We start from the raw sequence: 15,356 nt of genomic DNA, 5'->3' as shown, positions 1-15,356 counted from the left end.
GCCGCTGCGGAACCGGCTTCGCCGGGCCGCTGGCGGCGCCCCCCTGCAGGGGGGTGGGCGAAGCGACACGAAGTGCGCGCAGCCTGGGGGGCGAACCTATGAGTCAAGACATATTGATCAACTGGTCTCCGCAGGAGACCCGCGTGGCGCTGATCGAGCACGGTGCGGTGCAGGAACTGCACGTCGAGCGCACGCTGGAGCGCGGGCTGGTCGGCAACATCTACCTGGGCAAGGTGTCGCGCGTGCTGCCGGGCATGCAGTCGGCCTTCATCGACATCGGCCTGGAGCGCACTGCCTTCCTGCATGTCGCCGACATCGTCGCGCCGTTCACGCCGGGCTCGCGCCCCAGCGCCCCGGCACCCGAGCGCGACCACCGCAACGGCGGACCGATGGTGCCCATCGAGAAGCAGGTGTTCGAAGGCCAGTCGCTGCTGGTGCAGGTCATCAAGGATCCCATCGGCACCAAGGGCGCCCGGCTTTCCACGCAGATCAGCATCGCCGGGCGGCTGCTGGTGTTCCTGCCGCAGGACAACCACATCGGCGTGTCGCAGAAGATCCCGGCCGAGCAGCGCGAGTCGCTGCGCACCCGCATGCTGGCGCTCATCGAGGCGGCTGCCGCGGCCGACAGCGGCGGCGTGGTGCCGGCCAACACGGGCGGCTTCATCCTGCGCACCAACGGCGAAGACTCCAGCGACGCGGAGCTTGCCGAAGACATCGCTTACCTGCGCAAGACCTGGTCGCGCATCCGCGAAGTCTCGATGCGCATGCCGCCGATGTCGCTGCTGCACCAGGACCTGAGCCTGCTTCAGCGCGTGCTGCGCGACATGACGGGCGAGGAGACGCAGACCATCCGCATCGACTCGCGCGAGCAGTTCGAGCTGCTTTTGAAGTTCGGCCTCGAATACATGCCCAAGGCAGCGGGCAAGCTGCAGCACTACAAGGGCGAGCGCCCGATCTTCGACCTGTACTCGGTCGACGAGGAAATCGCCAAGGCGCTGGGCCGGCGGGTCGACCTGAAGTCGGGCGGCTATCTGGTGGTCGACCAGACCGAGGCCCTGACCACGGTGGACGTGAACACCGGCGGCTTCGTCGGCGCGCGCAACTTCGACGACACCATCTTCAAGACCAACCTGGAAGCAGCGCAGGCCATCGCGCGGCAGCTGCGGCTGCGCAACCTGGGCGGGATCATCATCGTCGACTTCATCGACATGGGCCGCGACGACCACCGCGAGCAGGTGCTGGCGGAGTTCCGCAAGCAACTCGCGCGCGACCGCGTGAAGACCACGGCGGGCGGCTTCTCGCAGCTGGGGCTGGTGGAGATGACGCGCAAGCGCACGCGCGAATCGCTTGCGCACATGCTGTGCGAACCCTGCATCGCCTGCGGCGGGCAGGGCATCGTGAAGACCGCGCGCAGCGTGGCCTACGACGTGATGCGTGAAATCTTGCGCGAGGCGCGTCAGTTCACGCCGCGCGAGTTCCGCATCGTCTCGTCGCCGCAGGTGATCGAGCTCTTCCTCGACGAGGAAAGCCAGCACCTGGCGGGTTTGAGCGACTTCATCGGCAAGCCGATCTCGCTGCAGGCCGAGCCGGCGATCGGGCAGGGGCAGTACGACATCGTGCTGCTCTGACCGGGCAGGATCAGAGCGTCGGATCCTGCCCCGGCGGTGCGCTTCGCACGGCCAGCGTCTGCAGCCGCGCATACAGCCCGTCGAGCGCCATCAGCTGTTCGTGGCTGCCTTGCTCGGCGATGCGGCCTTGCTCCATCACGATGATCCGGTCGGCGTGCTGGATGGTCGAAAGGCGGTGCGCCACGATCAGCGTGGTGCGGTTCTGCATCAGGCGCTGCAGGGCGTCCTGCACCAGGCGCTCGGATTCGGTGTCGAGGGCAGACGTCGCCTCGTCGAGCAGCAGCACGGGCGCATTCTTGTAGAGGGCGCGGGCGATAGCCAGGCGCTGGCGCTGACCTCCGGAGAGCTGCGTGGCGTTATGGCCCAGCACGGTGTCGATGCCCTGGGGCAGGTTCTCGACGTGCGAGCTCAGGTTGGCCGCTGCTATGCATTGCTGCACGCGCTCGCGGTCGATCTCGGCGCCAAGCGCCACGTTGGCTGCCAGCGTGTCGTTGAGCATCACCACGTCCTGGCTCACCATCGCGAACTGGGCGCGCAGGCTCTTGAGCTGCCATTCGCTGGTGTCGTGGCCATCGAGCACCACCTGGCCGCCGCTGGGCTGCACGAAGCGCGGCAGCAGGTTGACCAGCGTGGTCTTGCCCGAACCCGAGGGGCCCACGAAGGCCACCACCTGGCCGGGCTCGATGGTCAGGCTCACGCCGTCGAGCGCGCGCTGCTCGTCGTCGCCGCGGTAGCTGACCCGCACGTCGCGCAGCTCGATGCGGCCCTGGGCATGTTCGAGGCTGAAGCTGCCTTGCGACTCTGGCGCCACTTCGTCGATGAGGATCAGCCCGCGCTCCAGAGCAGCGAGGCCGCGCGTGATCGGGCCGGCCACTTCGGCAAGGCGGCGGATCGGCGCGATCAGCATCAGCATGGCCGTGATGTAGGCCACGAAGCCGCCCACGGTGAATCCCTGCTTGCCGCTTTGCCACAGCGCGATCATCACCACCACCGAGAGCGCGAGCGAGGCCATCATCTGCGTGAGCGGCGTGGTGGCCGCCTGGGCGATGGTCGACTTCACGGCCAGCCGGTTCAGGCGCTGGCTGAGCTGCTCGAAGCGGCGGCCCTGTGCGCCTTCGGCGCCGTGCAGCCGCACCACGCGGTGGGCGAGCACGTTTTCCTCGACCACGTAGGCCAGCTCGTCGGTGGCCTGCTGGCCCTGCTGCGTCAGGCGGTAGAGCCGCTTGGAAAATACCTTCATGATCCAGGAGATGCTGGGCACCAGGAAGGCGACGATGAGCGTGAGCTTCCAGTTCAGGTAGACCAGATAGCCCAGCAGCGCAATCAGCGTGAAACCGTCGCGCGTGAGCCCGAGCAGCGCCTGCACCAGCAGCATCGCACCGGTCTGCACTTCATAGACGACCGTGTTCGAAAGTGCGCTGGCCGACTGACGGGCGAACAGCGCGAGCTCGGCGCCGAGCAGCCGCTCGAACAGCACCCGCCGCAGCTTCTGCATGCCCTCGTTGGCGATGCGCGAGAGCGCGTACTGCGAAATGAACTGGGCGATGCCGCGCACCGCGAACAGCAGCAGCACGGCTGCGGGCACGAACCACAGGGGCATCTGGCCGCGCGTGAAGCCGCGGTCGAGCAGCGGCTTGAGCAAGGCAGCCATCAGCGGTTCGGTGACGGCGGCGAGCAGTGCCCCGATCAGTCCGAGGGCCCACCATTGACGGGAGCCGCCAAACCAGGTCATGAGTCGCGCCAGGCGGCGCATCAGGGGAGGGCGCGCGTTCTCGGCGCCGGGGGATGCTTGCATGGCGGCGGATTTTACGGGGCGGGCCTTTGCAGGCCCGGTGCTGCCCCGTCTGTAGGACCGGATCGACGGATAAACGTTTTGTGACGGCAGGCCCTGGCCAGTGTGTAACATGTCGGCCGTTGAAGCCGGGGAGAACTTTTTCACCCCGAAACCTCTCCGAACCGCATGAACAAGCCGTTGCCAGCCCAAATTCCAACTCCTTCTTCATCGCTATTTGCACGCCGCACCGTCATCGCGGCTCTCGCTGCCACCCCCATGATTCCCGCTCTGGCCCAGTTCCGGGTCGAGGTTTCCGGTGTGGGGCTCACGCAGCTGCCGATCGCGCTCGTTCCATTCAAGGGGCAGGAATCCTCCCCGCAGAAGATCTCCGACATCGTCCAGGCCGACCTGGAGCGCAGCGGCCAGTTCCGCGGCGTCGATGCCTCGGGGCAGGCCCTCGACGAGGCATCGCGCCCCGATCTTTCGCTGTGGCGCCAGCGCACCGCCGATTCGCTCGTGGCGGGCAGCGTCACCCGTCTGGCCGACGGCCGCTTCGACGTGCGCTTCCGCCTGTGGGACGTGGTGAAGGGCCAGGACCTCGGCGGCCAGAGCTACACCGTTCCCCAAGGCGACCTGCGGCTGGCATCGCATCGCATCGCCGACTACGTTTACGAGAAGCTGACCGGCGAAAAGGGCATCTTCTCGACCCGCATCGCCTACGTCACCAAGGGCGGCAGCCGCTACTCGCTGTGGGTGGCCGACGCCGACGGCGAGAACGCGCAGGCCGCGCTCGCCAGCCCCGAGCCGATCATCTCGCCGTGCTGGTCGTCCAACGGCCAGCAGCTCGCGTACGTGTCCTTCGAGTCGCGCAAGCCCGTCGTGTACGTGCACAACGTGGCCACCGGCCAGCGCCGCCTGCTTGCCAACTTCAAGGGCTCCAACAGCGCCCCGGCCTGGGCACCCGACGGCAACTCGCTGGCCGTCACGCTCAGCCGCGACGGCGGTTCGCAGCTTTTCTCCATTCCCGCCAGCGGCGGCGAACCGCGCCGCCTGACGCAGAGCTCCAGCATCGACACCGAGCCGGTGTACTCGGCCGACGGCAGCACGATCTATTTCGTGAGCGACCGCGGCGGCGCTCCCCAGATCTACAAGATGAGCGCCGGCGGCGGCAGCCCGACGCGGGTGACCTTCAGCGGCACCTACAACATCTCTCCATCTGTCAGCGGCGATGGCCGGTGGTTGGCCTACATCTCGCGAGTGGGCGGCGCCTTCAAACTCCATGTGATGGAGTTGGCAACCGGCAACGTCAGCGCGATCACCGACACCTCCGCGGACGAAAGTCCGAGTTTTGCTCCGAACAGCAAGCTGATCGTCTACGCCACCCAGCTCCAGGGCCGCGAAGCCCTGATGACGACCACGCTCGATGGAAAAATAAAGGCACGACTGGCGGGACAGGCGGGAGACATCAGGGAACCGGACTGGGGTCCGTTCCAAAAGCAATGACCAAGGTTTATTTGAGGAGTTTGAAAAAATGTTGAAACGTACGCTCTATTCGCTGGCGATCGTGGCTCTCATCGCCGGTTGCTCGTCGGGCACCAAGCTCAACGAAACGCCGGTGACCGACCGCTCGGGCACGGCTGGCGGCCAGCAGGGCGCCAGCACCGTGGCACCTGTCACCATCGACCCGACCGCGGGCACCGCGCAAGGTCCGGTGGGCGTCGAGCGCATCGTCTATTTCGACTACGACAGCTACACGGTCAAGCCCGAGTTCCAGTCGCTGATCGACGGCCATGCCCGCTTCCTCAAGGCCAACCCGCAGCGCCGCATCTCGATCGAAGGCCACACCGACGAGCGCGGCGGCCGCGAGTACAACCTGGCCCTCGGCCAGAAGCGTTCCGAAGCCGTGCGTCGCGCACTGACCCTGCTGGGCGTGAACGACAACCAGATCGAAGCCGTGAGTTTCGGCAAGGAAAAGCCGGCCGTGACCGGCTCGGGTGAGGAAGTCTGGGCGCAGAACCGCCGCGCCGAAATCCGCTACACCCGGTGATGCCACGCGCCCTACTGCGAGGCGCGGCGCTGGCCGCCGCCTTGCTCTGCGTCTCGGCGGCCTCGCAGGCCGCGCTGTTCGAGGATGACGAGGCTCGCCGCGCCATCCTCGACCTGCGCCAGCGCGTCGAGGCCATGCGCCAGCAGACCGACCAGCGGCTCACCGACGAAAACGGCCAGCTGCGCCGCAGCCTGCTCGACCTGCAGAACCAGATCGAGCAGATGCGTGGCGATCTGGCCCGCATGACCGGCCAGAACGAGCAGCTCACGCGCACGCTGAGCGAAATGCAGTCGCGCCAGACTACCATCGACGACAAGCTCAAGCAGAGCGAGCCCTCGAAGGTGTCGGTGGACGGCCGCGAATTCACCGCCGATCCCAAGGAAAAGGCCGACTTCGAGGCTGCCCTCGGCGTGTTCCGCTCGGGCCAGTTCGCGCAGGCGCAGACCGCGTTCGCCGAATTCGTCAAGCGCTACCCTCAGAGCGGCTACAACGCCTCGGCGCTGTTCTGGCTGGGCAATGCGCAGTACGCCACGCGCAACTACAACGAGGCCATCGCGAACTTCCGCTCCATGCTCTCGCTCGCGCCCGACCATGCCAAGGCTCCCGAGGCCGTGCTGTCGATCGCGAACTGCCAGATCGAGCTGAAGGACACGCGCGCCGCGCGCCGTACCCTGGAAGACCTGACCAAGGCCTATCCGCAATCCGAAGCCGCGCAGGCCGGCCGCGAGCGTCTCTCGCGCCTGCGCTGATGCGAGCGGAGCATTCCGCTTGAGCGCCATCATCGCTACCGCATCTCTCACTCCTCCCACAGCCGCCGCGGACGTCGTCACAGACACCGCGGCGCCTGACTTTGCGCGTCGCTTCGGCGGGCTCGAGCGGCTCTACGGCGTGGCCGGCGCAGCGCGCATCCGCGATGCGCACGTGCTGGTCGTCGGCATCGGCGGCGTGGGCTCGTGGGCGGTCGAGGCCCTGGCGCGCAGCGGAGTGGGGTGCCTGACCATGATCGACCTCGACCACGTGTCGGAGTCGAACATCAACCGCCAGATCCATGCCCTCGACGCGACTGTCGGGCAGGCCAAGGTCGAGGCGATGCGCGAGCGCATCGCCCAGATCAACCCCGAGTGCAAGGTGCAGGCCATCGACGATTTCGTCGAGCCCGGCAACTGGCTTTCGCTGCTCGAGGCCGCGCAGGCTGCGAACGGGCCGGCAACGGCCGTCATCGACGCCTGCGACCAGGTGAAGGCCAAGGTGGCGATGGCGGCCTGGGCGCGTGCTTCGCGCGCCACCTTCGTCACCGTGGGCGCGGCGGGCGGCAAGCGGCAGGCGCACAAGGTGGACATCGAGGACCTGTCGCTGGTCACGCACGACCCGCTGCTGGCCCAGCTGCGCCAGCGCCTGCGCAAGGAGCATGGCGCCCCGCGCGAGGGCCGCAAGATCGGCGTCGCCTGTGTCTTCAGCCGCGAAAGCGTGGCTCCGCCGGACGCCTCGTGCGCCATCGACAGCGGCGACGGCACGCTCAACTGCCACGGCTACGGATCGGTGGTCAGCGTGACCGCGACTTTCGGCCAATGTGCGGCAGGTTGGGTTCTGGACAAAATCGCGTCCAACGTCGCGCTATAATCTTTGGCTTTGCCGGATATCACTTCGGCAAAGAACAGAAAAATGGTTCCGGGACGTTAGCTCAGTTGGTAGAGCAGCGGACTTTTAATCCGTTGGTCACTGGTTCGAATCCAGTACGTCCTACCAGACCTTCTTCGAAATCCTCGCCTGCCTTGTGCACGCGAGGATTTTTTCTTGGCCGCTCCAATACGCCTTGCCCGGCGACATGTGTTCAAGGCCGCTGCTGAGGACACCCCAGCCTGAACTGCCTGTCCCGCGTGCGGTGCCGTTCGGCGCGCTGCCAATCCTGGGTGTACATGCCTTGCGGCTGCCTCCCAAGTGCGTCCAGCCACTTGATGCGCTCGGCAAGTCCGCTGCACTCATCGGCGAAACCTTGATCGACGTTCTGCGCCACCTGCCGTTCGTATTCCTGCTGTTGCGCCGCGATGACCGCGTTGTTCCGCCGCGATGCCTCGCGCTCCTGCGGACTCATCCCATCGGCGATGTTCACGTCGCGCCGCAGGCGCACCGTCGTGGCGCGTGAGCCTTCTGGACACGGTCCGTCGGAGTACGCCGCCTTGCCGGAAGGCGTGAGGCACTTCGTGACCTCGAAGGTGTCCGGTGTCGTCGTTCTTCCCTGGGGAAGCGAAGGCGGCGCCGTAGGTGCAGGACGATTGCTCGCGACGGCGACGTGGCGGGCGAGGGCATCGGGATGGAACGCGGTCCGACAGGCTGGGTCAGCAGCCACTCGGCCAGCAGGTAGAACACGAACACCACCACAACGCCCACAACCAGCCACAGCCCCAGGCGACGTTCCGGCTGGGGCTGTCGCAAGCTGCGCTCCCAGGCGGCCATGGCCTCCCGGCGTTCGCGCATCGGATCGTGTTCGTCTTCGGTGCTCATGGGGCCGTAGTATCTGCGTTGAAGGCTCCTGCAGAGCGGTCGCCTGGCCCGGCAAGCACTCGGCTTTCACCTACGCAATCAGCTCTTCACTCTCCACATCGAAGAAAACCACCTTCGACAGATCGACCGAAAACCGCGCCCGCACCCCAGCCGTCAACGCCACATCCGGCGCCAGCCGCGCCGTGAAGTCGTGCCCGTCGATGTCCAGCAGCACCAGCGTGTCGGCCCCGGTCGGCTCGACCACCTGCACGCGCGCTTCCAGATGGCACTGCGAGGGACCGGGCACCGCATCCGAAGCAACGAGGCTCACCGCCTCGGCCCGCAAACCGACGATGACATCCTGCCCAGCGCAGACCGCCTGCGGCACAGCCGCCAACACCTCCGCCGGCAGATTGATCGCCGTTTCCCCGGCACCACCATCCGCAGCCACCAGCCGCATCTCCCCATGCCGCTCGCTTGCCATCCGCATGCGCAGCAGATTCATGCGCGGCGATCCCATGAAGCTGGCCACGAAGGTATTGGCCGGCCGGTTGTAGACCTGGTGCGGCGTGCCCAGCTGCTGCAGCACGCCGCCCTTCATCACCGCGATGCGCGTGGCCAGCGTCATGGCCTCGATCTGGTCGTGGGTGACATAAACGATGGTGGCGTTCAGGCGCTGATGCAGCTTCTTGATCTCGGTGCGCATGTCCAGCCTGAGCTGGGCGTCGAGGTTGGACAAGGGCTCGTCGAACAGGTAGAGCTGCGGCTCGCGCGCCAGCGCGCGCCCGATGGCCACGCGCTGGCGCTGGCCGCCGGAGAGCTGGCGCGGCTTGCGGTCCATCAGGTGGCCGATCTGCAGCAGCTCGCCCACCTTTTTCACGCGCTCGGCGCGGGTGGCCTTGTCGACCTTGCGCATCTCCAGCGGAAACTCGATGTTCTTCGCCACCGTCATGTTGGGGTAGAGCGCATACGACTGGAACACCATCGAGATGTTGCGTTCCGCCGGCGCGGCGTGCGTGATGTCGCTCCCGTTGAGCTGCAGCCGGCCTTCGCTGGGCTCTTCCAGCCCCGCGATGATGTTCATCAGCGTGCTTTTGCCGCAGCCCGAAGGGCCGACGAGCACGAGGAATTCGCCGTCTTCCAGCGCGATGGAGATGTCGTGCAGGATGTGCACGGGGCCGAAGCTCTTGCGGATGCCAATCAAGTCCAGAGAAGCCATTCACCTACCCAACTAACCTTTGACCGAGCCGGCCATGAGGCCGCGCACGAAATACTTGCCGGAGACCAGGTACACGATGAGCGTCGGCAGCGCCGCGATGAAGGCGCCCGCGAAGTGCACGTTGTATTCCTTGACCCCCGTGGAGCTGTTGACGAGGTTGTTCAGCGCCACGGTGATGGGGAAAGAGCTGTAGTCGCTGAACGAGGCCCCGAAGAGGAACTCGTTCCAGATGTTGGTGAACTGCCAGATCACCGTCACCACGATGATCGGCGTGCTGTTGGGCAGCAGGATGCGCCACAGCACGCCGAAGAAGCCCGCGCCGTCCATGCGCGCCGAGCGCACCAGTTCCTGCGGAAAGGCCGCGTAGTAGTTGCGGAAGAAGAGGGTGGTGAAGCCGATGCCGTACACCGTGTTGACGAACACCAGCCCCGTCACCGTGCCCGCGATGCCCAGCAGGCCCAGCGTCTTGGCCATCGGGATCAGCACGATCTGGAACGGGATGAACACCGAGAACAGCATCGCCGCGAACAGCAGGTGCGCGCCGCGCACCCTGAACTGCGTGAGGATGTAGCCGTTCACCGCGCCGATCAGCGTCGACAGCACCACGCCCGGCACCACCAGCAGGAACGAGTTGATGAAGTAGGGCTTCAGCCCGGTGGGCTGCACGCCGATCTGCGCTGTGCTCCAGGCGGCGCGCCAGGGCGCGAGGGTCCAGTCCACCGGCAGCGTCATCAGGTTGCCGTTGCGGATCTCCTCCAGCGGCTTCAGCGAGTTGACGACCATCACGTACACCGGCATCAGGAACACCAGCGCCATCACGGCCAGGAGCGCGTAGAGCGCAATGCGCAGGCTTCGCTCAGCCATTGTTCTTCGCTCCCCGCATCTCGCGCAGCAGATAGGGCACCACCACCACGCTGATCGCCAGCAGCATCAGCACCGAGCTCGCCGCGCCCACGGCCATCTCGTTGCGCGCGAAGGTGTACTGGTACATGAAGACCGAAGGCAGCCAGGTCGAGCGCCCGGGCCCGCCGTTGGTCAGCGCGATCACCAGGTCGTAGGACTTGATCGCCATGTGCGCCAGGATCACGAAGGCCGAGACGAACACCGGCCCCAGCTGCGGAATGACGATGCGCGCGTAGATCTGCCAGGTGCGCGCGCCGTCGACGCGCGCGGCGCTGATCTGCTCGCTGTCCACGCCACGCAGCCCGGCCAGGAACATCGCCATCACGAAGCCGGAGGTCTGCCACACGGCGGCGATGACCACGCAGTAGATGGCCATGTCGCCGTCCTTGATCCAGCCGAAGGCGAAGCTGCTCCAGCCCAGGCTCTGCAGCGTGTGCTCCAGGCCCACGCCGGGGTCGAGCAGCCATTTCCAGGCCGTGCCGGTGACGATCAGCGAGAGCGCCATCGGGTAAAGGAAGATGGAGCGCAGCACGCCCTCGGCGCGGATCTTCTGGTCGATGAGTATCGCCAGCGCCAGCCCCAGCACCATCGCAATGACGATGTAGAGGCTGGCGAACACCGCGAGGTTGCGCAGCGACACCTCCCAGTTCTCCAGGCCGAGCAGGCGTTCGTAGTTCGCCGTGCCCGCCCACTCGGCGGTGGGCAGCATGGTCGACGTCGTGAACGACAGGTACACCGTGAACATGATGTAGCCGTACACGCAGACCAGCACGAGCAGGGCGCTGGGGCTCAGCAGGAGCCGGGGGAGCAGGTTGAATTTCAAGGGCGGCAGCAGGCGTCGGTGAGGTCTTCAGTTCTTCGCCGCCGACACCAGTGCCGCGACGGCCTTCCTGTCGTCCAGCTGGCCGTTGAAGTGCCGGGTGATCACGTCGTAGAACGCGTTCTTGATCGACGCGGGCACCGCGTGGCCGTGCGCCATCGAGCCCACCAGCGTGTTGCCGGTGCTGGCCTCGGCCACGTCCTTGATGGCCTTCTTGCCGCAGGCGTCGAAGGCGGTGTCCGGCACGTCCGTGCGCGCGGGCGCCGAGCCCTTCACCACGTTGAAGGCCGACTGGAAGCCCGGCTCCATGATCGCAGCGGCCAGCTTCTGCTGCGCGGCCTCCTTGTCGGCGTCCTTCATCTTGAACATCACGAACTGGTCGGTGTTGAAGGTGACCACGCCCTGCGTGCCCGGGAAGCGGAAGCAGGCGAAGTCCTTGTCCGGCACCTGCCTGGCGTTGACGAATTCGCCCTTGGCCCAGTCGCCCATCACCTGGAAGCCGGCCTTGCCGCCGATCACCATGCCCGAGGCCACGTTCCAGTCGCGTCCCGAGAAGTCCTTGTCGACCAGCTTGCGCAGCTGGCCCATGCGCTGGAACACCTTCTCGGTGGTGGGCGAGCCGATGGTCTTGCCGTCGAGCTCGATGAAGACCTTGCGGTAGTAGTCGATGCCGCCCGTGGAGAGCGCCACGCTCTCGAACAGCGTCGCGTCCTGCCACGGCTGGCCGCCATGGGCGATGGCGACGAAGCCGGCCTTCTGCACCTTCTCGGCGGCGGCGATGAACTCGTCCCATGTCCCGGGCTCGGCCGTCACGCCGGCCTTGGCCAGCACCGCCTGGTTGGCCCACACCCAGTTGGTCGAATGGATGTTGACCGGCGCGGCGATCCACTTGCCGTTGTACTTCGAGAACTTCTGCAGCGCGGGCGGCACCACCTTGTCCCAGCCGCCTTTCTGGGCGAGTGCGTTGAGGTCGGCCACCACGCCCTGCTTGCCCCAGTCGAGGATGTCGAAGCCCAGCATCTGCGAGGCCGTGGGCGGGTTGCCCGCGGTCACGCGTGCCCGCAGCGCGGTCATCGCGGCCTCGCCGCTGCCGCCGGCCACGGGCATGTCGTTCCACTTGACGCCCTGTTTCTCGAGGTTGCCCTTGAGCACGTTGAGCGCGCCGGCCTCGCCGCCGGAGGTCCACCAGTGCAGGACTTCCACACTCTGCTGTTGCTGGGCCATGGCGGCACCGCTGCCCATGGCGAGGCTGAGGGCGGCTGCGGTGAATCGGGATGAGGTTTTCATGTGCTTGTCTCTTCTCATTGCAGTGTTGGATGCCGGAGCCGGCGGCAGTTTAGGCAGCCCCTCCGGGGCCGCGCGCTGTGATTTCCCGGACGAAACACAGCGTTGCGAGCGCAACAAGAGCGCCGCCAGGAGCGTGTGCGGGATCGCCATTGCCTGGTTCACTCCCACCAGGCTTCCATCTGGATGCCGAACACGGTGGCGCTGCGCCGTCCGTTGGCGCCGAAGGTGCCTGCGTTGGCGTCGGCCGCGGCCTTGTTCCAGCTGGCGCGCGTGGCGTAGATGCGGAATTCGGGCCGGGTCCAGAAGTCGGTGTTCGGCGAGAAGGCCACGGCGATCGTGCCCTTGTTCAGCGTCTGCCTGGGCTGGCCGTCGATGCTGCGCCGCGTCGTGCCCAGCTCGGCCAGCAGCTTCGTGTACTTGGCGATGCCGTAGGACACGCGCCCGCCCAGCGTGAAGTCGCGCGTCTCGGGGCCGTCGTCGGGGCGCGTGGTCTGGTAGCCGATCAGCGTCTGGCCGCCGAAGCGCCCGATCTGGAAGTCCATCGAGTCCAGGATGCGCCGCTGCTTCGCGCCCGCCTGCGGCGTGATCACCGTGCGCTCCACCAGCGGTGCGAAGAAGAAGCTGTCCGACTGGCCGATGCCCGCCGGCAGCAGGAAGCCGGTGGTCGTCGTGCTGTTGTCCAGGTTGTAGAACTTGCCGCTGAGCGAGGAATGCCCGTTGGAGGCCTGCGCGATGAAGATGTTGTTCAGCCCCGGCGTCAGGAAGTTCTTCTGCACGTGCATCAGGCCCAGCGCACCGCCGTCCTTGCCCTTGGCGAAGTTGCCAGAGATCAGCCCGCCGGTGACGGTGAGCTTGCCGTCCGGGTTGGTCGGAATGTCGCGCCACTGCACGTTGATGCGCTTGGCGTTGTTGGGGTTGCCGCTCCTGTTGTCGACCGAGTCGGCCGTGTGCACCGCCACGTTCAGCCGCCCGAGGCCGCCCAGCGGAATGTCGTCGATGCCGGCGCCGTAGTTGTCGCCGTCTTCCACCACCCACTTGTCGACGATGTGCACGTCCTGCACGCGGTGGTAGCGCTGGCCCGCCCACAGCGTGGCGCTGTTGCCGAAGATGCCGCTGAGCGAGAAGTAGGCCTGCGCAGTGCCGCTCTTGCCGTTGTAGATCGTGGGCATGTAGAACACGCCCCACTTGATGCCGTCGCCCAGGTCGAAGCGCTTGCCGATGCCGAACTCCAGGTAGTTGTCGCCCTCGTTGCCCAGGCGGTACTTCTGCAGGTCGCCGCCCAGCGAGTAGCCGCCCTTGGGCTTGCCGTTGCCGGCGCTGTAGAAGCCGCCGCGGCCGTAGCCCCAGAACTCCAGGCCGGTGGCCTCATTGACCTTCTTGACGAAGTCCTTGGTGGGGTCGGACTTAACCGCCGCCTCGGGCGGTGCGTCCGTCGGTATCTCCGCAGTCTGGGCATGCGCCAGGCCGTGCAGGCCGGCGAGCAGCACGACGGCCGCGGCGGTGATTCGGTTCAGCTTGGGTCTCACGGGAGTCTCCTTGGTCAGGGTTGTTGTGAAGGCGTGAAAGAAGCGGGAAAAAAGAGAAAAAAAGGCCGTCCGGCCGCTTTGGGCAAAAGCGGTCCCGCACCGGTCGAGGAGCCGGCGTTTCGCGTTCAGACGCGTTCGAACGGAAAGGGGGAGAGGGGGAGCGGGGGAGGCGCTATCGCTTCATCGGGCGACAGGCAGGGCGGGCGCACAGCACAGGGCGTTCGCGAAAGAAGTGACGCACGGCGATGCGGCAATGAGGCCTGCGTTCAGGCATTTGCCGGTCGTGCATGCAGGTCGCTGCCATGTGCTGTGTCTCCTCTTGTTGTGCTGCGTTTGCCGTGTCGCTCTTTGTCGGAAGGCCGGCTTCCCGAGGGGGCCCGACGTGTGACGGCACGCAGTGTAGGAGCGGGGTTTCGCGCGGCGATCTTGTGATTTCCCGGACGAAACACAGCGTTGCCAGCGCAAAAAGCGCCGGGGTGAAGAGCCTGCTGTGGCGGAAGAAAAGCGCTTCAGCCGCTCGTGCTCGCGCGCACGATCAGCTCGACGGGCAGCGTGTTGAGCCGGGGCATCGAGGAGCCCTGCAGCACCAGCTCGACACCGAAGCGGCCGAGTTCCTGGCGGTCCACGCGCAGCGTGGTGATGGGCGGATCGGACTGCGCCGCGGCGAGTGTGTCGTCGAAGCCGACGATGGCGATATCGCCCGGCACCGAGAGGCCCGCCTGCCTGCAGGTGCGCAGCGCAGCGAGCGCGGCCGCGTCGTTGTACGCGAACACCGCGTCGGGCGGCCGGCGCAGCCGCAGCAGCTGCTGCATCGCGGCCGATGCGCCCAGGTCGTGCAGCTGGCCCGTGGGCGCCACCACCTCCAGCTCCGGGTCGGCGAGGATGCCGGCCTCGAAGAGCGCGCGGCGGTAGCCCTGCGCGCGCTCGAGGATGCTCACGTGCGCCAGCGAGCCCGCGATGTACGCGACGCGCTTGCGGCCGATGTCCAGCAGGTGGCGCGTGGCCATGTAGCCGCCCACCGCGTTGTCGGGGTTCACCGAGGGAAGGTCGCCCTGCGAGAAGTCGATGAGCGCGATCGGCAGCTCCAGCCCCGCCACCATCTGCAGCACCTCGCTCTCGAAGTAGCCGGCCGCGAGGATCATGTCGGGCTCGTGCATGCGCAGCTGCTCGCGTATCGGATCGGTGGGCCCGCAGGTCAGCAGCGTGGGCACGATGCCGAACCTGCGGCACGCCTCCTCCACGCCATGCAGTACGTCGGAGAAGAAGGGGTTGGTCGAGAAGTGGCTGTGCTGCCTGTGCACCATGAAGGCCAGCTGCCTGGCCTTGGCGCCGCGCAGTCGCGCCGCGTTGTAGCCGATGTCGCGTGCCACCTGGCGGATCATGCGGCGCGTCTCGTCGGAGAGGCCGCGCTGGTTCTTCAATGCGCGCGATACGGTGCTGATGGAGACGCCGGAGGCCTCGGCCACATCGCGGATGGTTACGGGCATGGATCTCCTTGGGATGAGCCGTCGCGGTGAGAAAGGGCGCCATTTTGGGGTTGGCGGCGCGGCCTTGTCGAGGCACTCCTGCACGCGCGAAGCCCCTGCCTGGAAGGGGAAGCGCGCTGATTTGTTTCCCTGCCAACGCCATGTTTCGTTCGGGAAATCACAAGACCGCCGCAGCCGCGGCCGT

General features: G+C 66.8%; 13 protein-coding genes and 1 tRNA gene. 6 read left to right on the top strand and 8 right to left on the bottom strand.

Annotated elements, in window-relative coordinates; all coding sequences use genetic code 11:
• The first annotated feature begins 98 nt into the window (after positions 1 to 98).
• Positions 99 to 1,628, top strand: coding sequence for a ribonuclease G (gene rng / locus ACAM57_RS16975; protein WP_184638185.1), 1,530 nt, complete (start codon positions 99 to 101; stop codon positions 1,626 to 1,628).
• Between the two features lie 10 nt (positions 1,629 to 1,638).
• Here the strand turns inward: rng and msbA are convergent, their stop codons facing one another.
• Positions 1,639 to 3,423, bottom strand: coding sequence for a lipid A export permease/ATP-binding protein MsbA (gene msbA, locus ACAM57_RS16970; RefSeq protein WP_369658244.1), 1,785 nt, complete (start codon positions 3,421 to 3,423; stop codon positions 1,639 to 1,641).
• A 255-nt stretch (positions 3,424 to 3,678) separates the two neighbouring features.
• Here msbA and tolB point away from each other — a divergent pair, with 255 nt between their 5' ends.
• From tolB to ACAM57_RS16945, 5 genes are all read left to right on the top strand, one after another.
• Positions 3,679 to 4,905 carry a Tol-Pal system beta propeller repeat protein TolB gene (gene tolB / locus ACAM57_RS16965; RefSeq protein ID WP_221297482.1) on the top strand — a complete coding sequence of 409 codons (1,227 nt, stop codon included), beginning with the start codon at positions 3,679 to 3,681 and terminating at the stop codon, positions 4,903 to 4,905.
• Between the two features lie 28 nt (positions 4,906 to 4,933).
• Positions 4,934 to 5,449, top strand: coding sequence for a peptidoglycan-associated lipoprotein Pal (gene pal / locus ACAM57_RS16960; RefSeq protein ID WP_126019437.1), 516 nt, complete (start codon positions 4,934 to 4,936; stop codon positions 5,447 to 5,449).
• Positions 5,449 to 6,198: a tol-pal system protein YbgF gene (gene ybgF / locus ACAM57_RS16955; RefSeq protein WP_126019439.1), complete on the top strand. Its 750-nt coding sequence runs from the start codon at positions 5,449 to 5,451 to the stop codon at positions 6,196 to 6,198. Before pal ends, ybgF begins: the two co-directional genes overlap by 1 nt.
• Positions 6,199 to 6,217: 19 nt before the next feature.
• Positions 6,218 to 7,069 carry a ThiF family adenylyltransferase gene (locus tag ACAM57_RS16950; protein ID WP_369658243.1) on the top strand — a complete coding sequence of 284 codons (852 nt, stop codon included), beginning with the start codon at positions 6,218 to 6,220 and terminating at the stop codon, positions 7,067 to 7,069.
• Between the two features lie 50 nt (positions 7,070 to 7,119).
• Positions 7,120 to 7,195, top strand: a tRNA-Lys gene (locus ACAM57_RS16945).
• Between the two features lie 85 nt (positions 7,196 to 7,280).
• Here the strand turns inward: ACAM57_RS16945 and ACAM57_RS16940 are convergent.
• The 7 genes from ACAM57_RS16940 to ACAM57_RS16910 all read right to left on the bottom strand — a co-directional run bounded on the left by ACAM57_RS16940 (position 7,281) and on the right by ACAM57_RS16910 (position 15,172).
• The gene (locus ACAM57_RS16940; protein WP_369658242.1) at positions 7,281 to 7,559 is read right to left on the bottom strand and encodes a hypothetical protein; all 279 of its coding nucleotides are present in this window, start codon (positions 7,557 to 7,559) and stop codon (positions 7,281 to 7,283) included.
• 462 nt (positions 7,560 to 8,021) lie between these two features.
• Positions 8,022 to 9,149, bottom strand: a complete 1,128-nt coding sequence (locus tag ACAM57_RS16935; RefSeq protein WP_369658241.1) for an ABC transporter ATP-binding protein — start codon at positions 9,147 to 9,149, stop codon at positions 8,022 to 8,024.
• 12 nt (positions 9,150 to 9,161) lie between these two features.
• Positions 9,162 to 10,013, bottom strand: coding sequence for a carbohydrate ABC transporter permease (locus ACAM57_RS16930; RefSeq protein ID WP_369658240.1), 852 nt, complete (start codon positions 10,011 to 10,013; stop codon positions 9,162 to 9,164).
• Entirely contained in the window at positions 10,006 to 10,875 is an 870-nt protein-coding gene (locus tag ACAM57_RS16925; RefSeq protein ID WP_369658239.1) for a carbohydrate ABC transporter permease, read from the bottom strand. Before ACAM57_RS16925 ends, ACAM57_RS16930 begins: the two co-directional genes overlap by 8 nt.
• Positions 10,876 to 10,902: 27 nt before the next feature.
• Positions 10,903 to 12,159: an ABC transporter substrate-binding protein gene (locus tag ACAM57_RS16920; protein WP_369658238.1), complete on the bottom strand. Its 1,257-nt coding sequence runs from the start codon at positions 12,157 to 12,159 to the stop codon at positions 10,903 to 10,905.
• A 158-nt stretch (positions 12,160 to 12,317) separates the two neighbouring features.
• A complete protein-coding gene (locus tag ACAM57_RS16915; protein WP_369658237.1) occupies positions 12,318 to 13,685 on the bottom strand; it encodes a carbohydrate porin in 1,368 nt (455 codons plus the stop codon).
• Positions 13,686 to 14,194: 509 nt separating this feature from the next.
• Positions 14,195 to 15,172 carry a LacI family DNA-binding transcriptional regulator gene (locus ACAM57_RS16910; protein WP_184638165.1) on the bottom strand — a complete coding sequence of 326 codons (978 nt, stop codon included), beginning with the start codon at positions 15,170 to 15,172 and terminating at the stop codon, positions 14,195 to 14,197.
• Positions 15,173 to 15,356 lie beyond the last annotated feature (184 nt).

This window comes from Variovorax sp. V15 (assembly GCF_041154425.1).
GTDB classification, from domain to species: domain Bacteria; phylum Pseudomonadota; class Gammaproteobacteria; order Burkholderiales; family Burkholderiaceae_C; genus Variovorax; species Variovorax guangxiensis.
The sequence above is the reverse complement of the archived record's forward strand: the minus strand, read 5'-3'. Positions and strand labels throughout refer to the sequence as shown.